This window comes from Thermococcus indicus (genome assembly GCF_006274605.1).
In the GTDB taxonomy this organism is placed as follows: Archaea; Methanobacteriota_B; Thermococci; order Thermococcales; family Thermococcaceae; genus Thermococcus; species Thermococcus indicus.
In genome coordinates, this window is record NZ_CP040846.1 from 1037722 (window position 1) to 1061000 (window position 23279).

General features: G+C 54.3%; 30 protein-coding genes. 11 read left to right on the forward strand and 19 right to left on the reverse strand.

Translation table 11 applies throughout. The features are described from left to right. The 5 genes from FH039_RS05675 to FH039_RS05695 all read right to left on the reverse strand — a co-directional run bounded on the left by FH039_RS05675 (position 1) and on the right by FH039_RS05695 (position 2320). Positions 1 to 285 carry a DUF4040 domain-containing protein gene (locus tag FH039_RS05675; protein ID WP_058938674.1) on the reverse strand — a complete coding sequence of 95 codons (285 nt, stop codon included), beginning with the start codon at positions 283 to 285 and terminating at the stop codon, positions 1 to 3. Then, a complete protein-coding gene (gene mnhG, locus FH039_RS05680; protein ID WP_139680536.1) occupies positions 282 to 677 on the reverse strand; it encodes a monovalent cation/H(+) antiporter subunit G in 396 nt (131 codons plus the stop codon). The genes FH039_RS05675 and mnhG overlap by 4 nt, the downstream gene beginning before the upstream one ends. Further along, the gene (locus tag FH039_RS05685) at positions 674 to 928 is read right to left on the reverse strand and encodes a monovalent cation/H+ antiporter complex subunit F (protein WP_139680537.1); all 255 of its coding nucleotides are present in this window, start codon (positions 926 to 928) and stop codon (positions 674 to 676) included. The genes mnhG and FH039_RS05685 overlap by 4 nt, the downstream gene beginning before the upstream one ends. Next, complete coding sequence (locus FH039_RS05690; protein WP_058938677.1) at positions 925 to 1455, reverse strand: Na+/H+ antiporter subunit E; 531 nt, start codon at positions 1453 to 1455, stop codon at positions 925 to 927. The genes FH039_RS05685 and FH039_RS05690 overlap by 4 nt, the downstream gene beginning before the upstream one ends. A 364-nt stretch (positions 1456 to 1819) precedes the next feature. Beyond that, the gene (locus tag FH039_RS05695) at positions 1820 to 2320 is read right to left on the reverse strand and encodes a hypothetical protein (protein ID WP_014788042.1); all 501 of its coding nucleotides are present in this window, start codon (positions 2318 to 2320) and stop codon (positions 1820 to 1822) included. Positions 2321 to 2507: 187 nt separating this feature from the next. On the opposite strand from FH039_RS05695, the gene FH039_RS05700 reads away from it, so the two are divergent. The 6 genes from FH039_RS05700 (at position 2508) to FH039_RS05725 (ending at position 7266) form a co-directional block, all read left to right on the forward strand. After that, the gene (locus FH039_RS05700) at positions 2508 to 3767 is read left to right on the forward strand and encodes a radical SAM protein (protein ID WP_139680538.1); all 1260 of its coding nucleotides are present in this window, start codon (positions 2508 to 2510) and stop codon (positions 3765 to 3767) included. A 100-nt stretch (positions 3768 to 3867) separates the two neighbouring features. Further along, positions 3868 to 4245: a hypothetical protein gene (locus FH039_RS05705; protein WP_139680539.1), complete on the forward strand. Its 378-nt coding sequence runs from the start codon at positions 3868 to 3870 to the stop codon at positions 4243 to 4245. A gap of 69 nt (positions 4246 to 4314) precedes the next feature. After that, entirely contained in the window at positions 4315 to 5628 is a 1314-nt protein-coding gene (locus FH039_RS05710; RefSeq protein WP_139680540.1) for an RNA-guided endonuclease InsQ/TnpB family protein, read from the forward strand. Positions 5629 to 5632: 4 nt separating this feature from the next. Then, positions 5633 to 5875 carry a hypothetical protein gene (locus FH039_RS05715; protein ID WP_139680541.1) on the forward strand — a complete coding sequence of 81 codons (243 nt, stop codon included), beginning with the start codon at positions 5633 to 5635 and terminating at the stop codon, positions 5873 to 5875. Positions 5876 to 5980: 105 nt separating this feature from the next. Continuing rightward, on the forward strand, positions 5981 to 6559 hold the full coding sequence (locus FH039_RS05720; RefSeq protein WP_139680542.1) for a hypothetical protein: 579 nt from the start codon (positions 5981 to 5983) through the stop codon (positions 6557 to 6559). Continuing rightward, on the forward strand, positions 6556 to 7266 hold the full coding sequence (locus FH039_RS05725; RefSeq protein ID WP_139680543.1) for a hypothetical protein: 711 nt from the start codon (positions 6556 to 6558) through the stop codon (positions 7264 to 7266). The genes FH039_RS05720 and FH039_RS05725 overlap by 4 nt, the downstream gene beginning before the upstream one ends. Here FH039_RS05725 and wecB read toward each other — a convergent pair. Continuing rightward, on the reverse strand, positions 7252 to 8385 hold the full coding sequence (gene wecB / locus FH039_RS05730) for a non-hydrolyzing UDP-N-acetylglucosamine 2-epimerase (RefSeq protein ID WP_139680544.1): 1134 nt from the start codon (positions 8383 to 8385) through the stop codon (positions 7252 to 7254). The two genes, FH039_RS05725 and wecB, sit on opposite strands and share 15 nt — an antisense overlap. Further along, positions 8382 to 9668, reverse strand: a complete 1287-nt coding sequence (locus FH039_RS05735) for a UDP-N-acetyl-D-mannosamine dehydrogenase (RefSeq protein WP_139681680.1) — start codon at positions 9666 to 9668, stop codon at positions 8382 to 8384. The genes wecB and FH039_RS05735 overlap by 4 nt, the downstream gene beginning before the upstream one ends. 283 nt (positions 9669 to 9951) lie before the next feature. On the opposite strand from FH039_RS05735, the gene FH039_RS05740 reads away from it, so the two are divergent. Further along, positions 9952 to 11091, forward strand: coding sequence for a DUF354 domain-containing protein (locus FH039_RS05740; RefSeq protein ID WP_139681681.1), 1140 nt, complete (start codon positions 9952 to 9954; stop codon positions 11089 to 11091). On the opposite strand, the gene FH039_RS05745 is transcribed toward FH039_RS05740, so the two are convergent. The 4 genes from FH039_RS05745 to FH039_RS05760 form a co-directional block, all read right to left on the reverse strand. Beyond that, positions 11023 to 11592 carry a stage II sporulation protein M gene (locus tag FH039_RS05745; RefSeq protein ID WP_139680545.1) on the reverse strand — a complete coding sequence of 190 codons (570 nt, stop codon included), beginning with the start codon at positions 11590 to 11592 and terminating at the stop codon, positions 11023 to 11025. The two genes, FH039_RS05740 and FH039_RS05745, sit on opposite strands and share 69 nt — an antisense overlap. Further along, a complete protein-coding gene (locus tag FH039_RS05750; RefSeq protein WP_139680546.1) occupies positions 11592 to 11870 on the reverse strand; it encodes a lipoate protein ligase C-terminal domain-containing protein in 279 nt (92 codons plus the stop codon). The genes FH039_RS05745 and FH039_RS05750 overlap by 1 nt, the downstream gene beginning before the upstream one ends. 131 nt (positions 11871 to 12001) lie before the next feature. Next, the gene (locus tag FH039_RS05755; RefSeq protein ID WP_139680547.1) at positions 12002 to 12640 is read right to left on the reverse strand and encodes a hypothetical protein; all 639 of its coding nucleotides are present in this window, start codon (positions 12638 to 12640) and stop codon (positions 12002 to 12004) included. Then, the gene (locus FH039_RS05760) at positions 12637 to 13497 is read right to left on the reverse strand and encodes a hypothetical protein (protein WP_139680548.1); all 861 of its coding nucleotides are present in this window, start codon (positions 13495 to 13497) and stop codon (positions 12637 to 12639) included. The genes FH039_RS05755 and FH039_RS05760 overlap by 4 nt, the downstream gene beginning before the upstream one ends. A 15-nt stretch (positions 13498 to 13512) precedes the next feature. Between FH039_RS05760 and FH039_RS05765 the strand changes: the two genes are divergently transcribed. Next, positions 13513 to 15438, forward strand: a complete 1926-nt coding sequence (locus FH039_RS05765; RefSeq protein ID WP_139680549.1) for an arginine--tRNA ligase — start codon at positions 13513 to 13515, stop codon at positions 15436 to 15438. On the opposite strand, the gene FH039_RS05770 is transcribed toward FH039_RS05765, so the two are convergent. Then, on the reverse strand, positions 15439 to 16512 hold the full coding sequence (locus FH039_RS05770) for an AAA family ATPase (protein ID WP_139680550.1): 1074 nt from the start codon (positions 16510 to 16512) through the stop codon (positions 15439 to 15441). 94 nt (positions 16513 to 16606) lie between these two features. Here FH039_RS05770 and FH039_RS05775 point away from each other — a divergent pair, with 94 nt between their 5' ends. Beyond that, positions 16607 to 17488, forward strand: a complete 882-nt coding sequence (locus FH039_RS05775; RefSeq protein WP_139680551.1) for a dihydrodipicolinate synthase family protein — start codon at positions 16607 to 16609, stop codon at positions 17486 to 17488. 58 nt (positions 17489 to 17546) lie between these two features. Here the strand turns inward: FH039_RS05775 and prf1 are convergent, their stop codons facing one another. The 3 genes from prf1 to FH039_RS05790 all read right to left on the reverse strand — a co-directional run bounded on the left by prf1 (position 17547) and on the right by FH039_RS05790 (position 19780). Continuing rightward, the gene (gene prf1, locus FH039_RS05780; RefSeq protein WP_139680552.1) at positions 17547 to 18794 is read right to left on the reverse strand and encodes a peptide chain release factor aRF-1; all 1248 of its coding nucleotides are present in this window, start codon (positions 18792 to 18794) and stop codon (positions 17547 to 17549) included. Between the two features lie 108 nt (positions 18795 to 18902). Beyond that, positions 18903 to 19127: a pro-sigmaK processing inhibitor BofA family protein gene (locus tag FH039_RS05785; RefSeq protein WP_139680553.1), complete on the reverse strand. Its 225-nt coding sequence runs from the start codon at positions 19125 to 19127 to the stop codon at positions 18903 to 18905. 92 nt (positions 19128 to 19219) lie between these two features. After that, positions 19220 to 19780: a hypothetical protein gene (locus FH039_RS05790; protein WP_139680554.1), complete on the reverse strand. Its 561-nt coding sequence runs from the start codon at positions 19778 to 19780 to the stop codon at positions 19220 to 19222. A 119-nt stretch (positions 19781 to 19899) separates the two neighbouring features. Between FH039_RS05790 and FH039_RS05795 the strand changes: the two genes are divergently transcribed. Beyond that, complete coding sequence (locus FH039_RS05795) at positions 19900 to 20622, forward strand: hypothetical protein (protein WP_139680555.1); 723 nt, start codon at positions 19900 to 19902, stop codon at positions 20620 to 20622. Positions 20623 to 20638: 16 nt separating this feature from the next. Continuing rightward, positions 20639 to 21019, forward strand: a complete 381-nt coding sequence (locus FH039_RS05800; protein ID WP_168188375.1) for a type II toxin-antitoxin system PemK/MazF family toxin — start codon at positions 20639 to 20641, stop codon at positions 21017 to 21019. A gap of 172 nt (positions 21020 to 21191) precedes the next feature. Here the strand turns inward: FH039_RS05800 and FH039_RS05805 are convergent, their stop codons facing one another. The 4 genes from FH039_RS05805 to FH039_RS05820 all read right to left on the reverse strand — a co-directional run bounded on the left by FH039_RS05805 (position 21192) and on the right by FH039_RS05820 (position 23241). Then, entirely contained in the window at positions 21192 to 21521 is a 330-nt protein-coding gene (locus tag FH039_RS05805) for a ribbon-helix-helix domain-containing protein (RefSeq protein WP_240703289.1), read from the reverse strand. A 294-nt stretch (positions 21522 to 21815) separates the two neighbouring features. Next, complete coding sequence (locus FH039_RS05810) at positions 21816 to 22349, reverse strand: putative toxin-antitoxin system toxin component, PIN family (RefSeq protein WP_139680557.1); 534 nt, start codon at positions 22347 to 22349, stop codon at positions 21816 to 21818. Continuing rightward, the gene (locus FH039_RS05815) at positions 22234 to 22704 is read right to left on the reverse strand and encodes a ribbon-helix-helix domain-containing protein (RefSeq protein WP_139680558.1); all 471 of its coding nucleotides are present in this window, start codon (positions 22702 to 22704) and stop codon (positions 22234 to 22236) included. Before FH039_RS05815 ends, FH039_RS05810 begins: the two co-directional genes overlap by 116 nt. Positions 22705 to 22842: 138 nt before the next feature. Continuing rightward, positions 22843 to 23241: a hypothetical protein gene (locus tag FH039_RS05820; protein WP_139680559.1), complete on the reverse strand. Its 399-nt coding sequence runs from the start codon at positions 23239 to 23241 to the stop codon at positions 22843 to 22845. Positions 23242 to 23279 lie beyond the last annotated feature (38 nt).

Sequence of the window (23279 nt, forward strand, 5' to 3'; positions counted from 1 at the left end):
TCACCACCTCACCCACCAGCCGGGCTTCTCCTCTTCCTCGGTCTCAAAGCGCTGGGTTCTTTTGATGGCAAAGATGAATATCGCACCGCTGAGCGCTGCGCCTATGGCAGCCTCTGTCATCGCAACGTCCGGGGCCTGCAGCATGAAGAACAGCAGCGAGGCGAAGAGACTCACCGCCGCCATTCCAACCGCCGCCGCCAGGAGGTCCCTCCACTCGACGGCAAGTACTGCGGAGATTATCATTATGCCCACTATCAGGTACTCGATAAGTGCTATGCCGTTCATTCCTCACCACCCTCCTTGGGAGTCTCTTCGGGGGCTTTCGCCTTGGCCTCGATGTGCTCGCGGTACTTATCGACAACGCTGCCCTCCCAGAGGGGGATTCCGCTCTTGTAGGCGGCCCTTATGAGGGCGTGGGCGCTTATCGGGTTGGTGAGCAGCAGGAAGACCGCGATGACCACGGTCTTGGTGAGCCATGCCGCGCTTCCGAAGTCGGTACCGAGCGCCCAGATTCCGACACCTACCATGACGCCGAGGCTTCCAAGGGTCGCGCTCTTGGTCGAGGTCTGCATCCTGTTGTACACGTCGGGCATCCTGATGAGACCCAGGGCTGAGAGGAAGTAGAAGAACGTTCCTATGAGGACGAGAGCTTCCCCTATCGCGGCCAGAGCGTTCATAGTCCTCCCTCCATGTAGCGCGCGAACGCTATGACTCCACCGAAGGCGAGTATCGCGTAGACCAGGGCCACGTCGAGGAATATCATTCTCTTGTAGTAGAGTGCGAAGAGCACCATGAGTCCAGCGGTGATGGTGGTCATGATATCAACCGCAACGAGCCTGTCGACGGTGGTCGGTCCCCTGAAAACCCTGTAAACGCTGAGCAGTGTTGCTATCGCTATCAGGGCGAGGTAGATGTTTATCCCTATCATCCGAAGATCACCTTCAGGAACTTTTCGAAGGGAACAGTTATTCCCTCGGAGGAGGCCTTAACGTGCTCCTCTTCGCTCTCGGTCAGGGCCTCATCCGGAACCCATATCCAGTGGATGAAGTATTCATCTTCGTCGACATCGAGGGTTATTGTTCCGGGGGTCAGTGTTATCGAGTTGGCCAGGGCGAGCTTTCCGACATCGCTGCTGAGAACGGTTTTGCACTTCACTATTCCGGGCCTTATGGGCCTCTTGGGGTGGAGGACCCTGTAGGCAACGTCGAGGTTGGCCATGATCATGGCCCAGAGGAAGTAGGGGATGTACGCTATCATGTACGCTATCCTCTTGGGGTGGAGGTTCGCCAGGCCGTTGGTGGTGAATATCTCGTAGGTGAATGCCGCGACTATGAGCGACAGCAGTAGGCCGAATCCCAGCTCCTGTACGTCCAGACTGGCCGTTATGGCCAGCCATATCAAGAACAGTACGATCACCGTGTACAGGTATCTGCTTATTTTGCTTGCTTCTCCCATATCATCAACCTCCAGCGGTTGGTGGACATGTCCGAACAGAGTTAAGGGAAGCTAATCTTTGGTTTTTAACATTGACTTATAAACCTTACCTGCGAATAACAAAGGTTTAAAACTTTTGGTTGAAATGAAGGCATCAGATTTGTTCTTTAATGACAAGAGGGGTTCTTCATGGAGCACCGCTTTATAGGAGCAAATATATCCAGTTTGTCCATCTCCATCTGGGGATGAGAAACCACCGGAATTGCGTTTAGAAATCGGAATCCCAGAGCACGCCTGTGCGTGGGGTGAAGAAGATCGGGACAAGAACCGCCGATTCAAATCGAATTCAAAATGATGAAAAAGTGGGAACAACGAGAACGGACCATCAGTATATCGAAATCCTCTTGACGCCCTCGAGCTTTGAAAGCTCGTTGATGAGGTCGCCGGGGATGGGCTTCTCGGTGATTATCGTGAGGGTTGCCTCGGGGTACAGTTCGGGGTCCTCCGCGACGACCTGGACGATGTTGATGTCGCGCTCGGCTATCTTGAGGGCTATCTTGGCGAGTATTCCAATGGCCCTCGGCTCCGGCTCTATCTCGATGACGCCGTAGCCGACGTGTCTGCCGACGTACTTCATGTGGACCGTCGGCTCGAGGTTGGTGTATATCTCCTTCAGCTCGGGTATCTTGAGTATCATGCCGACGGTCTCCTTGACGACCCTCCTGTCCACGTCGAGGGCCTTGGCGATCTTGGTGTACGGAACCTCTATGTCGCCGGCCTTGATCTTGAGGTCATCGGAGACCTTGAGGCCGTACTTGAGGAGGGTCTTGGCTATCTGCTTCCTGACGGGATATTCGTCAAAATAATGCTCGATCTTTCCCCACATCAGCATCACCCACACTAGTCCATTGTTAGACTGTTTAATTCAATAATATTAAAATGTTTCCATGCCCGCATGATGCCAACAGGTCTTCCCTTAAAAACCTTTGGGCAGTGACGCCCCTGGAGGCCCACCCGTGCCGGGATGTTTTATCCATCGTCGGGTTTTTAAGAACGGTTCCAAACCCCGGAACATGATCGAGGTTCACCTTCCCCACGTCACCTTCGAGGATGCCGGCGAGAGCATCAGGCTGGTCTGGAGAGAGACCCTCTACGCGGACCTCGACAAGGGCGAGCTGGCGAGGGTGATAAGGAGAAAGTACCGGGTTAAGCCTGAAATCTCCGTGAGAAACGGCCTTCTCGTCATCGACACGGACTATCCCGGCATCGAGCAGTACATTTCGATATACATCCAGAACAACCTCGGAGCCCTCCTGAGAAACCGCTACACCAACAGAAGGGTCCTCTATATCCACGAGGGACTTGACGTCCCGCTCCTGGGGTACAACGCCTTCGGCCTGATCGACAGGGGAACGAATCTGATTCAAATCCGCGGCGTGAGCGGCTGCAACCTCAGCTGCGTCTTCTGCTCGGTTGATGAGGGGCCGTATTCGAGGACGAGGAAGCTGGACTACGTCGTTGATATCGACTATCTCATGAAGTGGTTCGATGAGGTCGCGAGGATAAAGGGAAAGGGTCTGGAGGCCCATCTTGACGGCCAGGGCGAGCCGCTTATCTATCCCTTCCGCGTTGAGCTCGTCCGGGCGCTCAGGGAGCACCCGAACGTGTCTGTAATCTCGATGCAGAGCAACGGGACGCTTCTCAACGACAAGTTGGTTGAGGAGCTGGCGGAGGCCGGCCTCGACAGGGTGAATCTTTCGATTCACTCCCTCGATCCGGACAAGGCGAGGATGCTGATGGGCAGGAAGGACTACGACCTCGGGCACGTTCTGGACATGGCCGAGGCCATGGTGAACGCTGGAATCGACGTCCTCATCGCCCCGGTCATTATCTTCGGCATAAACGACGACGAGGCCGAGGCCTTCATAGAGTTCGCAAGGAAAATCGGCGCCGGAAAGCGCTGGCCGGCCCTCGGCTTCCAGAACTACATCCCCTACAAGTTCGGAAGGAACCCAACGATAGCGAAGCTCGTCCCCTTCAAGGACTTCTACGCCTGGCTCAGGAAGCTCGAAGAGAAGACCGGGATGAAACCGCTCGTCCTGAAGCCCAGGCACTTCGGGATGGAAAAGCGCGAGTTCATCCCCCTCTCCTTCCGGCCTGGGGAAATCGTCAAGGCGGAGGTCGTCCTCCCGGGCAGGATAAAGGGCGAGATGCTCGCGAAGGCCCGGAACCGCCTCATCGAGGTCATCAACACCGACGCCGAGGTTGGGGACAGGATCAGGGTGAGGATAGTCAGGACGAGGCACGGTATATATATTGGTACGGAGATTTAGGGTCTCCTGAAAATATCGTATTTTTTGGAATGTTTTGGAGTTTTAACAATACTGCAGTAACTTTTAAATTTGAAGAACCGTACTTAATGTAGGGAGGATTATGAGAAAGGTCGTGACAATTATCATCATGTTTATTCTAATGGCAATGGTGTATTCGGGTATCCTCTCCTCCTTTGGCTCGCTCTCAAAGACGCTGGAAGGACTTAACGGGGAGGTTTCATTCACGTGGACTTCACCAGCGGAGGGGGCAAAAACGCCCGGACCCCGAGTTCCGGATTACAACCAGTCCGCTGGTGGGATGGGAATATCCCTGGAGGGCGGCGTCTACAATGCAAGTGACCTGAACTCTTCCATGATCCGTGAACTCCTGGACACTACAGATCGGTACGTTGGGAACAGCTCCCTGAGCTCTGAGTACGCGCTGAGGGTTTACATTTTTCTTTTGAAGGCCTTGCCGTTCACAGCGGGGATGCAGTAAGCAATCAACCAGCATTCAAGCGGGAAAGCGACACTCTTTTAAAGCCTAAAAACAATACCACACTCTAAAATGAAGCGGACGGTAACAGTAAAACTACAACCCTCAAAAGAGCAGGAAAAAGTTCTTTCCGAGTTAGCTGACCTTGGAGCCAAAGTCTGGAACCGGGTGAACTACCTGAGAAAACAGCAATTCTTCGAGGGCAAAATCGTGGACTTCAATACAACCGAGAAAACCATTTATGAAGAGTTTAAGAGAGAAATCGGTTCTGCCACAGTCCAGCAAATATGTCGCAAAAACGCGGAAGCCTGGCGGAGTTTCTTCTCCCTCCTCCGGAAAAAACGCAATGGAGAACTACCCGACCGGCTCAAGCCAAAACCACCAAACTACCTCAAAGAAGACGGGAGGAGAAAACCGTTAATAGTCCTGAGAAACGACCAGTACAAAATTGACGAGAACAAGCTTATTCTAAAAGGTCTTGGTAAATTCAAACGCCTCGAAATCCAATTCAAGGGCAGAATACACTTGAAGGGTAAAATGGGGCGGCTGGAAATAACCTACGATGATGTCAAGCGGAAATGGTACGCTCACGTCAGCTTCACGGTGGGGGAAAAACTTGAAAATGGGGAGTGGGTCAAACTCCCAAGAAAGCCAGAAGGAAGTCTCTCAGCGGGGATAGACTTAGGAGTGAACAACCTAATGGCTGTTTACGTGGAGAATGGAGAAAGCTTTCTGGTCAATGGAAGACCGTTAAAGAGCATTGATTTTTACTGGCGGAAGAAGATTGCCGGGTACCAGTCCAAACTCAATAAATCTGGTGCTAAGACAAGCAGAAAACTCAAAAGAATGCACGATAAAGCGAAACTTCAGGCGAGGCACTACATTAACACAGCAGTTAGACAGACTGTTAGGAAACTCTACGATTTGGGAGTCTCAAGAATAGTCGTTGGTTATCCAAAGGGTATTGCTCAAAGCCCTGGGAAGGGTAAAAAGCAGAATTTCCTCATCTCTCACGTTTGGCGGTTTAATTACGTGATTAAACGCCTCACTGAGGTTGCGGAAGAGTATGGTATCAAAGTTGTGCTCGTTGATGAGGCTTTCACTTCGAAAACTTGTCCCGTCTGCGGGAAGCCCCACGAGGGGGTGAGGTTTGTTCGTGGTCTTTATTCGTGTCCCGCAACGGGGCTTATCTTCAATGCCGACTTGGTTGGAGCTTTCAACATTTTGAAGAAGATTGTGAAAACCATAACCCCGAATCTGAGTGGCTTGTACGCTCAGAGGAGGGGTAACTGGGGGGAGACCCTCCCGGAGGGGTTCGAAGAACCCTTTTCAAAGGTTGCCCTGATGAGAACCCCTCAAACCTCCCTGCCGTTGGCGAGGGGTTAAACCGTTGGAACCCTCGCCCTCAAGGCGGGGAGGAGGTCAGAACGATACTCTGAAGGTCGTTAGAAACTCTACGGAGACCTCTAAAGGGATAATTGAGAAATTCTTCGCCATCTTTGGAGAACACGGCGGGCAGAATGGGGAGGAGCTCTCACGAACCCTTGAAGAAACTTTTCAGCGGGCCCAGAACCTCACGAGAACGGTCGAAGATATGCTGGGCAAAGCACTATCTTCAAACTCTGGTCGTTAGTGTCCTATAACTCCAATTCAGTAACCCATGGAGGACCCCTGTTCGTTTAACTGTAACTTCGAAAAGTTTAAATTTTTAGAGTTTTATTGCGTTTGGGGGGAGTGCATGAGGAGGGCATATATCGCCATCGTAGTTTTGGTGGTTTTGGTTCTCGCGCTCTACTTCGGCGATTTTGCTCTGGCAAAGTCCGAAACACATTCAACCATTCAGGTTGGGAGCTCAAAGGACGCCAACGCGACCTTCAACGAGGGCTTTTGTGTGTACCCGGATTCTCCTTTTGGAAATTTGGTCGCCGACGAATTGAGGGCCGGAGGGCACAAGGTCCTGATTCTCTCCGCCCCGGTGGAATGTGATGGTCAGTTTCTGGCCGTTTGGATCGAGGGACTCAACATCAACTATTCCCCTGTGCTCTCGAAGGGGCGCGTGAGGGCCGTCGCCTTCTATTCTAGCGCCGGCGATCCAACCCACTACATAAACTACCGGAACGCTGCGGATAAGAAAACGGCCCTGACGTCCTTTGAGAAAACCGGCAGGGCCCAGTTCCAGGCCTACATCATCGCTGAAGTCTCGGACGAATCCGAGGGCTTCATTGCCTTCAGGGGCTACCAGGACTACCTCATGAGAAAGGCCGCTGAGGTGGTCGCCAAGCAAGCCGAGCTTTTCCACGCGGGGGGTGGGGAATGAGTCGGCCGAAGCTCTTCGTTTTTTCTATAGCAATTCTGTGTCTTCTAATCGGATACCTCCTAGCGAATGTTTCGGTGGGGTGGAAATCAAAGGGTGAGTTTGATCGCCTCTCCAACGTCACCGTTTCTGGAAAGGTTGTTGTGGACATGCCTCTTGAACTCGAGCTCATCCCGGATGTTTATCCGGAGCTTGATTACCACGGCCAGTTTGGGGACTCCCTAAGAAATGCCATAGTCGAGGCTTTGGAATCGGAAAATCTCTTCCCCGAGTTCGCTCACGTTAGGCCGGTCGTAATCTTTCCGGATGAAGGTCTCCTCTCAAGGATAAACGACTCGGTTGTTGTCATTTTCGTCCCGTTTCGTGGACATGAGAACACGGTCTATTACGAAAACTGCTACGCGAGCATACTCGTTTACATGAGCTCCAGCGGTGACGTTGGGAGCTACCTGTCGGTGGAGGAAAGATACTCAGGGGATTCAAGCAAAAACGATGACCTGCGATATTTTGCCTCAGATCTTTTCCGCACCGCCAAAGCAAGGGCTGATCTCGATGGAAGTCCCTATTCGCTTAAGGTGGTTTACTGGAACGTTCTTGAAGTAAGACGCGGTAAGCTGGCCAATAGGAGCTGCTGGGACATCTTGGCTGAGGAAGTAGGGAGGGAAATCCAAGAATGGGCACGGACACTCGAGCCCTCAAATAAACCTTGAGCCCCTGACCATCAGTTCGCCCCTCTCATGGAGCCCCATCAGAATTTCCGCTATCCTCTCCCCGGCCTTTCCGTCGCCGAACGGATTCGCCGCCCCTGCCATTTTCCGGTAGAACTCCCCATCCTCCAGGAGTCTCTGGAGATACCTCAGGGCGCGCTCCTTTTCCAGGCCCACGAGAACGTTGCCGCCCGCGGCGACGGTTTCCGGCCTCTCGGTGTTGTAGCGGAGCGTTAGGCAGGGCACGTTCAGGATTATCGCCTCTTCCTGTACTCCGCCTGAGTCGGTCATTATCGCGAAGGCGTTCCTCTCGAGCTTCAGGAAGTCGAGGTAGCCGAGGGGCTTTGTCACGGTCAGGTTCTCTATTGAGGCCACCCTCTCCCAGAGGCCGAACTCCTCGAGCCTGCCCCTCGTGCGGGGATGCATCGGGTAGACCGCCCTTATTGGAAGCCCTTCTAGAATCTCAATGAGTCTTTCGAGGTTCTCCCTGCTGTCGGTGTTCTCGGCGCGGTGGGCGGTTACGAGCACGTATTCCTTCGGCTTCAGTCCAAACCTCTTGAGCACATCGCTCTTTCTCTCCGCCACCTCCGCGTTCTGGAGAACGGCATCCACAACGGTGTTGCCAACGACGTAAACGTTCTTCGTTATGCCCTCGCGCTCCAGGTTTTTCCGGGCTTCCTCCGTTGGGGGGAAGAGAACCTCGCTCGCGTGGTCTGCAAGAATCCTGTTTATCTCCTCCGGCATTGTCCGGTCAAAGCTTCTGAGGCCGGCCTCCACGTGGGCAACGGGGATTTTGAGCTTGACGCTCGCCAAAGCTCCCGCCAAAACCGTGTTGGTGTCCCCCTGAACGAGCACGACGTCCGGCCTCTCGTCCCTCAGGACCTTCTCGATCTTAATCATCGCGAGACCCGTCTGCTCGGCCTGCGTTCCCGAACCGACCTCGAGGTGGTGGTCTATGGGGGGCATCTCCAGCTCTTCCAGAAAGACGCTGCTCATCTCGTAGTCGTAGTGCTGTCCGGTGTGAATCAGGAGCGGCTTAACGCCCCTATCAAGGAACGCCCGTATCACCGGCGCGAGCTTTATTATCTCCGGCCGGGTTCCGAATACAAAGGCGGGTTTCAATACTCACCCCTCCCAACGCCTTTGAAGACGAACCCTTCGGGCGGCACCTCGACCACGCGGCGGCCGTCGATGAGAACGCGGTTCCGCATGAGTTTCCCGAGGGTTTCCCAGTCGAGGGATTTGAAGGCCGTGTGGTCCGTCGCTATGACCACCGCGTCGGCGCCCCTCAGGGCCTCCTCGAGGCTTCCGTGGGTTCCTTCCACGAACGGGTCGTACGTTCTTACCTCCGCCACGTCATCCATGATGGCTTCCACGAAGGTGGAGGCAGGGGAGTTCCTGGTGTCGTCGCTGTCCCCCTTGTAAGCCAGCCCAAGGACCGCGACCACGGCCTTTTCTGGCAGGAGGTTGATGGTTCTCAGCGCCTCGAAAAGAAGATCCTTGGCGAGGAGGGGCATACCGTCGTTTATCTCCCGCGCGAGCCTTATGAGGCCAAAGTCGTCCTTCGCCGGCCAGACGAGCAGGTGGGGGTCCTTTGGAAGGCAGTGGCCGCCAACGCCTATTCCAGGAACGTGGATTTTAACGCGCGGGTGGCTGTTGGCCAGTTCTATGGCCTCGAAGACATTTATCCCATACTGGTGGGCGAGGTAGGCGAACTCGTTCGCGAGGGCGATGTTGACGTCCCTGAACGTGTTCTCCATGAGCTTGACGACCTCACTGACGGTCGATTTTGTCCGGAATATCTGCCCTTTGACGAAGGAGCGGTAGAGCCTTTCGGCAAGCTCAGCACTTTCGGGGGTTATACCACCGAGGATGCGCGAGTTGTACACCAGCTCCCTGAATATCCTGCCCGGCATCACCCTTTCCGGCGCGTGAACCATGTGGAAATCCCTTCCCGGCTTCAATCCGGTCAGCTCCCCTATGAGCTCGGCCATTCTAACCGTCGTGAGCGGGGGAACCGTGCTCTCGATAACGATGAGTGCGCCCGGCTTCATCGCCTTTGCAACGGTTTTGACGGCGCTTTCCAGATAGGTGAGGTTGGGTGTCCTGTCCTCCCTCAGGGGCGTTTGGACACAGATTATGTAGACGTCCTTTTCTCTGATGTCGGCGGGGTTCGACGTTGCCCGCAGCTTTCCGCTCTCAATGGCCTTCCTGAGGAGATCGTCTATATCCGGCTCGACTATGTGGGCCTTTCCGGAGTTTATCCTCTCAACAACGTCAGTCTTTATTTCATATCCTGTAACATTGAAGCCCGCGTTGGCGAACATTATCGCGGTCGGGAGGCCGATGTACCCGAGGCCGATGACAGCTATCTCCGCCGTTCTCTTCTCTATCCTGTCCCGCATTCGTGTCACCCATCAACGCTTTTCCTGCATGAATAAAAGCCTTTTCCAGAAAACGGTTTCCGGCCCGGTTTCCTGGGATGCAGGGGTTTCCAGACTATTTTACGGGACCAGGGCATATTTACAAGATTTTTACCTTTGGTCGGGGTCGTTTTCATGGAAAGAAAGCGTTCTAAACGTTCTTTTGTCTGAAAACATACTGTTAAAGCTTTGAAAAGAAGGCTTCACAACCGTTTTTGGGAAAGCCTTATATTGAACAGAGCTGTTCAGTAACATGGTGGGTAGAATGAAGGTATGGATCGACATAACGAACTCCCCTCACGTTCACTTCTTCAAGGGTATAATCAGGGAACTCGAAAAGGCAGGACATGAGGTTTTGATAACCACGCGCGAATTCGACGGCCTTACTGGCATCCTCGACATGTACGGGTTTGATTACTACGTCGTCGGAAGGCACGGGGGTGCCACCCTCGAGGGCAAGCTCGTGGCCGGCACCGAGAGGATGTACCGCCTCAGCAAGCTCATAGTGGAGGAGAAACCGGACCTGGCTCTGTACAAGCACTCCGCGGAGGCACCGCGCGTCGCCTTTGGCCTCCAGATTCCTTCGATAGGTTTCGTGGACAACGAAACCGCCGTTGGCCAGAACAAGCTCATACTCCCCTACACCGAACTCCTGGTGTTCCCCAAGGCCATAGACGCCTACGAACTGATCAGATGTGGCGCCGACCCCAACGGTATGAGGCCGATAAACGGCTTCTCCGAGCTGTCTCACCTCTACGGCTTCCTTCCCAACCGGAAGGTCCTGAACAAGCTCGGCGTCAGGAGGAACGGGTACATCGTCATGCGCACCGAGCCCGTGAAGGCCAACTACTTCAACGGGAACGGGAAGAGCATCCTTGAGGACGTCATACCCCTCCTCCCGGAGGTGCCCATAGTTCTCTTCCCCAGGACCCCGGAGCAGAGGGAGCGCTTCGAGCGCTTCGACAACGTGATCATGCCGGAGGAGCCCGTTGACAGCCTCAGCCTGCTCTACTACGCCAGACTTATGATAGGGGCCGGTGGAACGATGAACCGCGAGGCCATAGCCCTCGGAACCCCGACAATATCCACCTACCCAGGCAGACTGCTCGCGGTGACGCGGTGGCTCGTCGAGAAGGGCGTCAAGTTCCACTCAACCGACCCCGTGAAGGTTGCCACGATGGCAGAGCGCATGATGGAGATGAACGGAAGCTACCGGGCGTACCTCAGGAGCGTTGTGAGCAGCTTTGAGAACCCAATGGACGTCATACTCGGCGAGATCGAGACGTACGAAGAGTTCGGAACGTTCAGCGCGATGAAGATTGGGGAGGCAGGGACCTCAGAGACCCGCAACCCTGGGGGTTACGTAGGCCTCAATGAGGGCCGCGACGAAAAGGAGCAGAACTGACAGGGCGAAAAGCTTCAGGCCTTTAACTGCCCCCCTTCTGAACCTTTCTCCACCCTCACCTTCTCCTGAGATTATCTCCCTGTACCAGACGATACCGGCGACGCCGGCGAGGGCTATCGCGGGTATCTCGACGACGCCGTGGGGCACCAGGCCGAGGAGTATCTGCCCCATCGGCATCCCGCCCATCCGGTGAACCGCAAGCACCACCAGTCCAACGACGAAGCCGTTGAAGGCCATTATAAACCACGGGCCGAGACCGAAGAAAAGGCCCGAAATGAATGTGAGGAGTGCCACCATCGAGTTGTTGGTGAATATTTTGATGAAGTTGTGGAAGCTGGAGTCTGAGATAGGCCCGATTTGCTCGATTATCTTCCGAACTGCCTCGAGGGCCGTGTCCGGACTGGCGGCTCCAGCCCAGTATCCTCCGAGGGCGGAGAGCAGGAACACCAGCAGCAGGTGCCCCAGGGTTCTCCTCGGAACCTTCACACCGAGCACGTCCATCACTCCTTCAGCGCGTTTTTGAGCGCGATTTTGAAGTCCTCGATGTTTACGTAGGGCATCTCAATGTCCATCCTCATGGCAAAGAACTCGTCCATGAGGTGCTCCAGCTCGTCGATCCCGTGCCCCTCGAGCTTTTGCTCCAGCTCATGGACCGCCTCCTCGGGATGCATGAAGAAATCTCCCGTGATCCTGACGTGCTCGGCCCTGCCGTCCCTCTCATCGAACTCTATCCTGATGAGTCCCTTCTTCGCCTTGTGCTCGCCCACATGGTGTTTCATTCTACCCACCTCCAAAGTAAATTGGTGGAAGAAGTTTTTAAAGGTTGGTCATGTTTCTTTGAGCTCGGCATCGCCCGCCCACAGGAGAAAGCCCTCGGCCTCGTCCGAATATTCCAGATGTATCCTTGCGGCTATCGATATCGACAGGCTTCCGAAGGAGTGCTTTCCCCCGACACCTCCAGAGTGCCGTCAGGATACGCTACAAGGGCCACCACCAGGGTCTTTCCGCGCCACACTGTGCGTGCCCTTACGTACACGGGCAGCTCTTCTTTTGTAGTGTTCCCACCGAACACCCCCGGAAGCTCCAGGGGGAACGAGAAGCGCCACACAACGTCTCTCCCGGAAGGGTACCTCTCCCGAAATTCCAGCCCCAGTTCCCCCGCCATGGAGAAAACCTCGTCCTCAATGAACCGCATGACCTCTTCCTCCACCTTCCCGCGGACCAGGGGAAGCACCGTCGATGGAACCGATGAGAGATCGACAACCGCCACGTATCCCACAACCCCATCTTCCATGGACACGCTCATGCCGGCCAGCCGTGAAAGATTTTCCATGTCGCGGGCGAACCCAGCGTAGGAGTACTCGGTTATTGTGTACCTCACCTCCGAGGGGCCGTAGGAGATGGAATTCACCTGTGTCCCTCTGGGGCTCCACCCGTCCGGGGCGGTGGACGGTACGAGAGTCCGGGGTTCGTCCATTGTGGCCACTGTTAGGATGAAAACCAGCGCTATCACCGCAAGGATGGCACCGATGATTTCCAGCGCCCTCATTTAACCACCCCGGCCACACTCTCCGCGTCCGACACCAGAGAACCGTCATGGAGGTTCCAGTCGATCTCGACCTCGACCTCAACGAACTCGAGGGGACGCAGCACGATCCTCCGGTGGTAGTCCTGGGGAACGGCCACTACAACAATGCCATAGCCGCTGGTTGATTGGATGAGGTATTCACGTATCTCCACTTTCACATTCCCCAGCTCAACGGTGCCGTACTGGGTCCTGAACGTTCCCACAGGATATCTTGCGGACAGTTTTTTAAGCATCACCCCGTCCCTTTCCTTCCACTCCCCTTCCGAGATTATCGAGAGCCCCATTTTATTAAGCATCTTTGTGACTTCCGAATCGAGGGAATCTTTTATCTCCTTCTCAAGAACGGGTTCCAGAGCACTCTTTGCTGGCACATCTGACGTGTCTATCCATCCAACCGCCATGGTGGTGAACTCGGGGGTTTCCATGGATTCGCTGATGTTGAGAAATTCAAAAAGTCCCTCCAGCTCTTTCATCCGTCTGCGCTCATAAGTGGGTTTTCTGAAGAGCAGTATTCTGTAGGGAATTTTCACAAGGGAAAACCCATGAATCGAAAGTTCGTAGGTTTCGGAGTATCCCTCTCCCGTTTTGACCCACCCCAGTGCTTCGGCCTCCTTGGTCATGGCTTCCAGCTTCCCTGTGGTCTCAACCTGCTCTTTTTCCCCGATGCATCCAGCCGAGAACACCAGGAGGATCATTACGAGCAGGACGGCGCCCCTCTTCATACCAGATCCCCTAAATAGAAAATCCTTCAGGTTATTATCGTTTTCCATCTCCCCGCCGCCACCACGCAAAACTTTATAGTCCATGTCCCGAATCACGACCGGTGGTGTGAGATGGGATACGGCGAAGTTAAGGAGAAGATGAGGCTCATCCTTCAGGAAACCCTTGGGGACATGCTGAAAGAGGCGGGGAAGGAATGGAGCGGGGAGATAACCTTCGACGACACCCCGAACATCGAGCTCGGCGACTTTGGGACGGCCGTTTCATTTCAGCTTGCCCGGGTCTTCAGGAAGGCGCCGAAGCTCATAGCGGAGGAGCTTGCGGAGAGGCTCGGTGGGAAGCTCCCCGAGGAAATCTCAGAAGTCAGGGCGGTCAACGGCTACATCAACTTCTACCTGAACTACGGCACCTTCGGACGGGAGCTCGTCCGCGAGATACTTGAGAAGAAAAACGCATACGGCGAGAGCGCGCTTGGGGATGGGAAGAAGGTCATCGTCGAGCACACTTCCGTGAACCCGACGAAGCCGCTCCACATGGGACACGCCAGGAACTCGGTTCTCGGCGATACGATGGCGAGGATAATGCGGAAGCTCGGCTACACCGTCGAGGTTCAGAACTACATAGACGACCTCGGCGTCCAGTTTGCCCAGGTTCTCTGGGGTTACCTGAACCTCAAAGAGGAATTCGGCAGGATCGAGGCGGAGATGAGGGAAAAGGGCCTCAAGGAGGACTTCATTGACCACGTTATGGGCCTCCTCTACGTCGAGGTGAACAGGCGCATAGAGGAGAACCCCGATGTTGAGGGGGAAGTTCGTGAGCTGATGAAGAAGCTCGAGGAGGGGGACAACGAAATAGCGGAAATCGGCAGAAAGCTCGCGGAGAGGGTTGTCAGGGCGCAGATGCTCACGACCGGCCGCATGAAGATAACCTACGACCTCCTCAGCTGGGAGAGCGACATAATGAGGAGCGGCATCTTCGGCGAGGCTTACGAGCTCATCGAGGCCAACGAGAACTTCTTCTGGGCAGAGGAAGGGAAGTATAAGGGAGCGTTCGTGATGGACCTCAGAAAGCTCTTCCCGGACATGAAGAACCCATTCCTCGTCCTCAAGAGGAGCGACGGGACGGCGACCTACACCGGCAAGGACATAGCCTATCACCTTTGGAAGTTCGGTAAGGTCACCGCCGACATGCTCTACAAGCCGTGGGAGAACGAAGAACACGAAACCTGGACGACCGCCCCCGATGGGAGAGCGATGCCCGGAACGTTCGGAAAAGCTGATGTGGTCATCAACGTCATCGGTGCCGAGCAGAAGCACCCCCAGATGGCCATCAAGTACGCCCTCCAGCTGCTCGGCTTTGAGGACTCCGCCGAGAACTTCCACCACCTTGCGTATGAACACGTTGTCCGCGAGGAGGGCAAGTTCTCGGGCAGGAAAGGAACCTGGGTCGGTTTTACCGTCGATGAGGTTCTCAACGAGGCCGTTCAGCGTGCCAGGGCCCTCGTGGAGGAGAAGAACCCCGGCCTGAGCGAGGATGAGAAGGAGCACATAGCCGAAGCCGTCGGAGTTGGAGCGGTCCGCTATAACCTCGTTAAGTACAGCCCGGACAAGGTGATAACCTTCCGCTGGGACGATGTTCTCAACTTCGAGGGGGACAGCGCCCCCTACGTCCAGTATGCCCACGCCAGGTGCGCGTCCATCCTCAGAAAGGCCGCGGACGGCGGCATTGAGACCGACTGGGAGGTCCTCATGGAGAGGGCGGACTTCTCGAGGCTCACCAACAGGGAAAAGGAACTGGTGAAGCTCCTAGCCAAGTTCCCGGAGATTGTGGAACAGGCGAGCAGGGACATCAAGCCCCACCTCATTCCGTGGTACGCCAACGAGCTCGCCTCGCTCTTCAACAAGTTCTACATGGACCACCCCGTGCTCAAGGCGGAGGAGGGAATACTGGAGGAGCGCCTGCTGCTCGTCCTGGCGACGAAGCAGGTGCTGAGGAACACGCTCGAGCTTCTCGGAATAGAGGCGCCAGAGAAGATGTGATCACTCCCTCAACACTTTTTCCACCACGGGGTCTACTATCAGGTACTCCCCGTTCTCCTTCTTTATCCACCCCATCTTTTCCAGGTTCCTGATAAGGCTGCCCAGCCTGGCGTTCGTTATGGGGCCGCTCTTTGCCTCCACGTAGTCCTTTATTTTGGACCACCTGTGCAGTCCAATGGATACCGCGCGCAGAATGAGGGCGTACCTTGGGGAGCGCCTTTCAAGTTCAAGAAGCTCCTCCCGTATCATGTTCCTCGCCTTTGCTATCGTGGTTTCCAGGGCCTTTTTGGGGTCTCCTTTTTTCCAGTAATTGAATCCAAACTCAACGAGCCATCCGGGTATTCCATCCAGCTCGTCAACGGCCCTTTTGATGTCATCCTGCGGTACGTTCAACCCAACCTCCGAGAAACCCACCCTAAGGAACTCCTCGGAAAGCTCCCTTGGAAACGGTCTGACCTCAACCTCCTCGTAGATTCTTCCGTAGAGGGGGCTTGAGTAGTCATCCAGCCCCAGAAAGTCGTGGAGAAGTCCAACCTCCGAGCCGGTGAATACGAAACTCAGGTTCGGCATTGAGTCATAGGCGTGGGCTATGCCAGCCAGCAGGTCCTTTCCGCCCCGGGAGCCGTAGAATCTCAGATACTGAGCCTCGTCAAAGGCCAGGATGACTTTATGGCCTGTCCTTTCCCCAATCCAGTGGATAATCTCAAGAACGTCCATGAACCCCATATCCCGGGGTTTGATCTGAATTCCCCCAAGGTTCACCTTCTCAACGCTCATACCCCTGAGGAATCCAAAACGGCCCCTCCCCAGGAGTATCCTCCTGAGTTCGTCCGCCATTACTGGGGCGCTTATGCTTCCGCTTCCGGCTGCGTAGAGCCGGCGGGCATCGAGGTAGAGCCCGATTCCGGGATATTCGTTGAGAGCCGCCTTTAGAAGGGAGCTCTTACCCACGCGGCGGATTCCTATGATGAGGGTTATCGGATACTCCTCCATACCCCTGAGGATGGCTTCAAGTTCCACCTCTCTGTCAAACATCTCCCCCCTTCTCTCCTTTGGTCTTGGGTCAAAGAGCATAAGTACCGCCCCCGATACCTGGTATCGGTACCGATACTTAAAAACTTCCCGGAACCCTAAAATACCCCCTTCCCCCAGAATCTTCGGTGATTCCATGCGCGGTGTTGTGGTGCCCCTTGTAACGCCCTTCAACGAGGACTACTCCATTGACTTTCCCGCCCTCGAGGAGCACATCGAGTTTCTCCAGAAGGTCGGCGTCCACGGGATATTCATCAACGCGACAACCGGTGAGTTCACTAGCCTGAACCTGAACGAGCGGAAGCTCCTCGCCGAGAGGGGCAGGGAGCTGGTCAAGTCGGCGTTCTACCTGGTCGGTACGGCCTCCTCGAACACCGTTGAGGTCGTTGAGCTTACGAAGCACGCCCAGGACATAGGGGCCGACTACGTCGTGATAGCGCCCCCCTACTACTGCCCCCTGAACGACGACGCCCTGTTCACCCACTACTCGACCGTGGCCGAGAGTACGGATATTCCGATCATCCTCTACAACATCCCCTCCTGCGCCAACCCGCTCAGCGTTTCCCCCATCAAGCGCCTTGCCCTCGAGTATTCGAACATCTCCGGTGTGAAGGAGACGATTGACAGCGTAAACCATATCCGGGACGTTATCCTCGAGGTCAAGGGGGAGAGGAATGACTTCAGGGTCTTCACCGGCCTCGACCAGCACCTCCTGAACACGCTCGTTCTGGGTGGGGACGGGGGGATAATGGCCTGCGCCAACTTCGCCCCTGAGGTTCATCTGGCCCTCTGGAGGGCGTTCCATGAGAAGCGGTTTGAGGATGCTTTTGAGCATGCCAGGAGGCTGGCAAAGCTGTCCAGGGTCTATGACCTTGCCTCATCCTTCGGCTCCGCGATAAAACTTGCCATGTCACTCCGCGGCTTCTCAATAAAACCCGTCCTCAGACCCCCGTACATGATGGATGGAGACGAAGTGAAGGAGGATATAAGAAAGCTGCTCGCCGGGGTGCTGGGCTGAATTCAAGCGTCCTTCATGAATCCCCATTGGTTGAAGAAAAAAGAAGACGCACAGGAACTCACTGAATCTTGTACCTCAGGAACGCCGCTATTCCGCCGAAGGCCTTGTAGAACTGCTGGCCCTCCTCGGTGTCGAGGGAGATGACCTCCACCTCGGAGCCGGCCTCCTCCGCCATCTTTATTAGCTCCTCCGCGACGTCCCACTTCTCGAAGTCCAGGTTCTGACTGCCGCACTTGGGGCAGTGAGTGAGTTTTTTCCTGTAAACATGGAACTCCTGCTCGCTCATAGTTTTTTCTTCGCTCCAGCCGCAGCTGTTGCACTTGGCCCTGACCCTGACCCTGTCATAGCCCTCGCTGATGAGGAGCGTATCGACGGCGCCGAGCTCCAGGGCCTTCCTGACTTCGTTCTCACCGTACGTTATCATCCCTGTGTCCTTGACGAGGTGCCTGAAGAAGTTCTGTATGAGGTGGCGCTCCTTTATGGCCTCGTGGTCTTTGAGGATGTCGCTGGCCTTCTCGACGAGCTCCTTGAGGCCGTAGGCCCCGCTGTAGCTGATGTCAACGACGCCGATTATCTTCTTCCTTAGCTCGTGGTGGAGGTACTCGCCGTCTATGAAGTCCTCCTTGGTCGGTCCCGGGCCGCCTATGATGATGCCCCTCAGCTCGCCCTTCTCCAGGAGGGGGAGGAATGCCTTGTTGGCGTGCTCGGCGATGCGCTTCATGAACTCGTGGGTCTCCTGCTCACGGATGCGCTCGTAACGCCTGGCCGACTGACCACCTGCCCTGGTCTTACCGGGCACGTTGGAGGTCAGCTCGTCGATGACGTCTATCCTCTTCCCGCGCAGGAGACCTATGGTGGCTTCGTTCTTCTCAACGGTTATGAGGCCGTAGGCGTCCTTGACGCGGAGCATCTCCTCCAGCGGCTCGGTGATGAAGGTCTGGTCGCACCGGTAGAGCCTGACCTTGAGGGGTTCTGGAGGGATTATCGCCCAGAGCTTTATGTCGCTGACGCCCTCCTGCTCGCTGACGTTTCCGACGAAGAGGGCCAGACCGGTCTCGGGGGTCTTGCGGTAGAGCTTGAGGTGCTGCATCGCCCTCTCAAGGGCACCGAGGACGTTCTTTCGGGTTGACTTGCTCTTGATGTTCTGGGCCGTCCCGTACTCCTCCCTCAGCTGCTGCATGACCTTGTTCAGATCGTATCCGGCCGGAACGTAGAGGGTCACCAGTTCGGTGGCTCGACCTCGATAACCCTTCAGCTCCTCGACCTTCTTCTTGAGTTCATACATCTCGGCTGACTTGTGAGACATGAGCATCACTCCCCTTCAGAACGTTTTTCCAGCCAGTTTCCGCTACCTGAGAATGAAAAAAGCAGGGAATTTATAAAAGTTTAGGAACAGGGGAGGATTCGGCTAGAATCACGAGATTATTATGAGGGCTATGACGCCCAGGATTCCTCCTATAGCAACCACCAGAACGTTCAGCGCCGTTAGTGGCACATCCGATATCCCTATCCAGTTCGTGAACCACAGGATAATCAGGCCGATTATCGCGTTGGCCAGGAGGTACCTGATTATGGCAAAGCCTACCTTGACCACCAGCAGGATGACCAGGAACGGGAAAAACAGCAACTCTCCAAGCATGGTATTACCTGAAGTAGTTAAAACGAACGGGCTTATTAATCTTTCGCAACATAAATGGGATGCCGGAAGAAATGAATAAATTCAATTTCGAATTATGAAAGTTTTTCAAGGGCTTCCCTTGCTATCTCTCCCAGCGGTACCCACTTCTTGCCCTCGAACGGGAGTATAACCTTATCCTCGACGCCCACGAGCTCCTCGATGTAGGGCCTTGCATCGGTTATACCAAGCTCCCCCGCGAGGAGTGCCGCGAACCCCTTGAGGTTCCGGCCGCCCTCGACCAGCGCCCTGATTATATCGTCACTTACCTCCGCCCGCAGCGCCCTCACAGCTCCTCCAAACTGCCCCGCGAGCTCGTAGGAGAGCACCATGGCGTTTTCCCGGACGTACGGGTTCCTATCCAGGGTAAGGGCTACAGCCTTTGGGAACACCGTCCTCAGCCGACCCTCTAGAAGCCCGGGCCTCTGCTCTGCCACCATTCCGAGCAGGAGGAGGGCGTCTCCCCTGATTCCGGGAGAGCTTTCATCCAGAAGTTCAATCAGGCCGTCCAGGGCCTTTTTGTCCTTTACAACAATCGCCAGTGCCTCGTCAAAGCGCTCCTCCTCGATGAGCTTTTTGATTTTGCCCCTCTTGGAGCCGAATGAAAAGAGTCCCATGGCGGTCACCTTAAGGGGAGGGTTGTCGGGGGAGCGTTAAAGGTTTTTCGTCCCGATATCCCAAAGATATTTAAACGCGGAGGCACACTTTTTCATAGGCATTGGAATGGTGAACGAAAATGACACCTCCGGCACTTCCTGTCCAGCATGGTAACTTTGCGGGCCTGGCGTTCCCGTTCGGCAGTATGAATATTCGGCCGTTGCTGGAGGGGATATCGCGGGATGGAGGTGGACTCAGGGGCGTTTTAGAGGAGTTCAAAAAGAACCTGGGCGAAAAGGAGGGAATTCTGTTCTCCAGGTTGATGGAGTTAACTCCAGATGAACCGAGTGAGGAAGCCTATCTTATGGCTATTGAACGTATTTATAGGCTCTTTACCGAGGAGTTCGAAGGGGACATCCATGCAATTGCCGATGCGGCGATTAACGTGGAGATGACTCCCAACGAACTTGAGGAGGAACTTAGGAACATCATCCTGCCAGAACTCGTTAAACTGAAAGCGGATATTGACCGGGCTTCTGAGCTACTGTTGAAAAAAGCTCTGGACGGCCGGCTTCCCGAGGAGGAGCTGGAAGAGATGGATGCTGTGGACAGATTCCTTTTCATTGAATCGAACATTCTTGGAATAATCATAGAGACCAGGAGCCTCGAAACTGCCAGCGAGCTGTCATCCTACTTCCTGCTGCTCATGCTTCGGTTGTTGAAACTTCTCCAGAACAGAAAGTCTCTCACCGAACTGCTTGAGGACATCAAAATAGTTGCCGGTAAGATAAGGGAAGTTCATCCGACTCCAAGTGCGGTGGATGACTATTTCCTTGATGAACTTCTTGAATCGAATACCTGAGATTGGAGGTTGTCCAATGGAGCAGGGTGAGATCTGGACGGCCCCGTTCCCTTATTTTGATGAGGATGGAGGGCTGAAATACAAACATCGGCCGGTTCTTATAATCTCCGGCGACACAATGAACAACAATGGGCGGGATGTAGTAGTCTGCCAGATTTCGCGGTTTGAGCTGAAGCGTGTCTCTGCCCTGTCCCCCCAGCTTAGGGAGATGGTGAGGGTTATAAAAAACGATGACCTGGACCCAAACACCAGCAGAGGGCTTAGGAACGTGAGTATGATAAAACTCTTCAAGCTGTTCACAATGCCCAAGACGAAACTCAGAAACGGTAGATACATAGGAAAGCTCAAGGAGGGCGTTATAACGGAGCTGGCAGAAAAGACACGGGAGCTTTTTTAAGGGCCTGTGTTGGGTCTTTGGTGCATATAGATGTTCCGGCGCCTCCTTACCTCTCCTAATTCAGCACGAAGACGGCCACCTCAAGGGAGGGTTGTCGGGGGGACGTTAAAGGTTTTTCGTCCCTATGCTCAGGATATTCAAACGCGGAAGCACACTTGTATGGTTTTCTTCATTATTCAGCACCCGTGAGCTCTTTGAACTCCTCTTCAACTTCCTGGAGAGTCTCTTTTACCTCCGGCCATTCATCCTCGAAATCCCCTTTTAGCAACTTTCTCCGGGCTTCCATAGCCTCTGCCTTGATTTCTTCGGGCGTTAAACTCTTGGCGAGCTCTCTGGCCTCTTCAATCATCATCTGGCCAAGCGTCATGGTAACTGCGAATTTAATGAAGTCCGAACGGCTCCGAAACTCCTTTCTCTGCACCAATTCGTCAATTTTCTTAACAACATACCCTGGAAGCCTCACCGATATTGGGTATTCAACCCTCTCCGCCATCCACATCATCAACTACAAATAAACTACAATAGTATTTAAACCTACTCTTAAGTCCCAACCCTCCTATCCGCTACCTATATATTTTGAGAGTGTCTTAACCGCTTCTTTTCCACCAACTACTTTTGCTTTTCCACTTTTATACTCCTCAAACCTCTTTTCAAGGCCTTTAAGTTCCCCATCTACTTTTCCAACGGGTGGGAGGACTGCATCGAAACTATTTAAACCTCCTCGTTGCCGTTTTTCTGTTCATATTGCTAGTTAACCAGAACGGGACGGTCTAAAAGAGAAAAATGATAACGGGGCTCAGATTACCCATCCTTTCTTTTTCAGTTCCTCTAGGAACTCTCTTGGAGTCAGAATCTTGATTCTGCAAACTTCATTCCCATCTTCATCCTCAATGATTACTTCCCTGGTTTCGGGATCCCGCAGTGAAAGGAGATCGTCTTGATCTTGGGTGATGAGATACTCAACACCGGCATCACAGGCCACTGACAAAACTTCATTATCCTCCTCATCCTCACTGGCATCTACCCAGCTCTCTGGACTGATTACTACAGACTTTATTTCAAACGCTGTCATAATTGCATAAGGTTTGTACCATAGTAGTCCCCCGGTTGGCCCTGAAGATTTATTGGCCAGATACCTTTGGACACGACGACTTCCCAATTTGGCACGAAGACGGTCAAGCATCAACTTCGAAGCGAAATTGACTATCCTGCCTTCAATCACCAGGCGAACCACGGTTGCTGGCGCCGCTGCCGGTCCTCCTAACGCGGAGGACACGGCGACGTTCAGGTCTATCACTACGGGAATAGGCTCGAACTTCCTTCTCGACACCTTTCAACACCTCCTGGATCTCATCATCACTCGGAGGTGAATCCGGCCCGAGGGCCATCATCTCCAGGAGGGCTTCATCAGAGGTAGGTACCTTAAACGCGGGAAGCTCGAAGAGTGCTTTTTGGATTGCATAATTGATGAAGTCACTCCTGCTCGGGAAAACCCCCAGGTCCACGAGGGCCTCTATCTGCTCGTATGCAAATATTGGAATCCTCACGCTGATCAATTTGGTTTTGGGGCCATCCTTCCCCTTCCCAGTCCTCCTGGTTATCTCCAGAGAGTATGCCATCCAAACCACCCCCACAAGTACCTCGTAATACGTTTGTATTACATCTTTTAAAAACTTTTTGGTCATGTATCTGTCAAGAAGTTTAAGAATTAAGAACGCAGTTCTTAGAGAAAGTGTGAGAAGAAAATGTTACAGGGAGCCAGGTCTCACCCGCCAAAAGGTCCTCACTAAAGAACTCCTTGGAGATCCATAAGAGATCGCGCCTCAGCCCGCCCCAAGCGAGCAGATTATAACCTCGCACGCGCCCGCGTTGCCGTCCATGCAGTCGTTGTAGATTTTCTCAAGAGTCTTGCCGTCCGTTGAATATTCTATAACCTCCGGATAGGTGCCGGTGTAGGATGTCTTATCGACGGTGCAGGTGGTCTTGCCGTCCGAGATCGTGAGGGTTACCGTTTTGGACTTGAGTTCCTCCCAGAGCTCGTTGGCCTTCAGCTGGACGACGATGTACTGGGCGTCGTTCTGAAGCTGGAGAACGTTCACCTGCTCGCCGGTCTCTATGGTGTGGGGAAGGACGCCGTTGTTGTAGGCGAAGAGAGTTGCCAGAACGAGCACGAACATCCCGGCGAGCATGAATAGGTACTCCAGAGAAGCCTGGGCGCGCATTGGAGATCACCTGACAGGAAAATATAGAAAAAAGTATT

Excerpts from the sequence above, each read along its gene's own strand:
- FH039_RS05705 (WP_139680539.1), top strand. The coding sequence starts at position 3,868 with ATGAGAAAGGTCGTGACAATTATCATCATGTTTATTCTAATGGCAATG.
- FH039_RS05685 (WP_139680537.1), bottom strand. The coding sequence starts at position 928 with ATGATAGGGATAAACATCTACCTCGCCCTGATAGCGATAGCAACACTG.
- FH039_RS05740 (WP_139681681.1), top strand. The coding sequence starts at position 9,952 with ATGAAGGTATGGATCGACATAACGAACTCCCCTCACGTTCACTTCTTC.
- mnhG (WP_139680536.1), bottom strand. The coding sequence starts at position 677 with ATGAACGCTCTGGCCGCGATAGGGGAAGCTCTCGTCCTCATAGGAACG.
- FH039_RS05775 (WP_139680551.1), top strand. The coding sequence starts at position 16,607 with ATGCGCGGTGTTGTGGTGCCCCTTGTAACGCCCTTCAACGAGGACTAC.
- FH039_RS05790 (WP_139680554.1), bottom strand. The coding sequence starts at position 19,780 with ATGGGACTCTTTTCATTCGGCTCCAAGAGGGGCAAAATCAAAAAGCTC.
- FH039_RS05820 (WP_139680559.1), bottom strand. The coding sequence starts at position 23,241 with ATGCGCGCCCAGGCTTCTCTGGAGTACCTATTCATGCTCGCCGGGATG.
- FH039_RS05750 (WP_139680546.1), bottom strand. The coding sequence starts at position 11,870 with ATGAAACACCATGTGGGCGAGCACAAGGCGAAGAAGGGACTCATCAGG.
- FH039_RS05745 (WP_139680545.1), bottom strand. The coding sequence starts at position 11,592 with ATGGACGTGCTCGGTGTGAAGGTTCCGAGGAGAACCCTGGGGCACCTG.
- FH039_RS05710 (WP_139680540.1), top strand. The coding sequence starts at position 4,315 with ATGAAGCGGACGGTAACAGTAAAACTACAACCCTCAAAAGAGCAGGAA.
- FH039_RS05815 (WP_139680558.1), bottom strand. The coding sequence starts at position 22,704 with ATGACCAAAAAGTTTTTAAAAGATGTAATACAAACGTATTACGAGGTA.
- FH039_RS05690 (WP_058938677.1), bottom strand. The coding sequence starts at position 1,455 with ATGGGAGAAGCAAGCAAAATAAGCAGATACCTGTACACGGTGATCGTA.
- prf1 (WP_139680552.1), bottom strand. The coding sequence starts at position 18,794 with ATGTCTCACAAGTCAGCCGAGATGTATGAACTCAAGAAGAAGGTCGAG.
- FH039_RS05765 (WP_139680549.1), top strand. The coding sequence starts at position 13,513 with ATGGGATACGGCGAAGTTAAGGAGAAGATGAGGCTCATCCTTCAGGAA.
- FH039_RS05720 (WP_139680542.1), top strand. The coding sequence starts at position 5,981 with ATGAGGAGGGCATATATCGCCATCGTAGTTTTGGTGGTTTTGGTTCTC.
- FH039_RS05800 (WP_168188375.1), top strand. The coding sequence starts at position 20,639 with ATGGAGCAGGGTGAGATCTGGACGGCCCCGTTCCCTTATTTTGATGAG.
- FH039_RS05725 (WP_139680543.1), top strand. The coding sequence starts at position 6,556 with ATGAGTCGGCCGAAGCTCTTCGTTTTTTCTATAGCAATTCTGTGTCTT.
- FH039_RS05735 (WP_139681680.1), bottom strand. The coding sequence starts at position 9,668 with ATGCGGGACAGGATAGAGAAGAGAACGGCGGAGATAGCTGTCATCGGC.
- FH039_RS05675 (WP_058938674.1), bottom strand. The coding sequence starts at position 285 with ATGAACGGCATAGCACTTATCGAGTACCTGATAGTGGGCATAATGATA.
- FH039_RS05795 (WP_139680555.1), top strand. The coding sequence starts at position 19,900 with ATGACACCTCCGGCACTTCCTGTCCAGCATGGTAACTTTGCGGGCCTG.
- FH039_RS05700 (WP_139680538.1), top strand. The coding sequence starts at position 2,508 with ATGATCGAGGTTCACCTTCCCCACGTCACCTTCGAGGATGCCGGCGAG.
- FH039_RS05805 (WP_240703289.1), bottom strand. The coding sequence starts at position 21,521 with ATGATGTGGATGGCGGAGAGGGTTGAATACCCAATATCGGTGAGGCTT.
- FH039_RS05695 (WP_014788042.1), bottom strand. The coding sequence starts at position 2,320 with ATGTGGGGAAAGATCGAGCATTATTTTGACGAATATCCCGTCAGGAAG.
- FH039_RS05785 (WP_139680553.1), bottom strand. The coding sequence starts at position 19,127 with ATGCTTGGAGAGTTGCTGTTTTTCCCGTTCCTGGTCATCCTGCTGGTG.
- FH039_RS05770 (WP_139680550.1), bottom strand. The coding sequence starts at position 16,512 with ATGCTCTTTGACCCAAGACCAAAGGAGAGAAGGGGGGAGATGTTTGAC.
- FH039_RS05755 (WP_139680547.1), bottom strand. The coding sequence starts at position 12,640 with ATGAGGGCGCTGGAAATCATCGGTGCCATCCTTGCGGTGATAGCGCTG.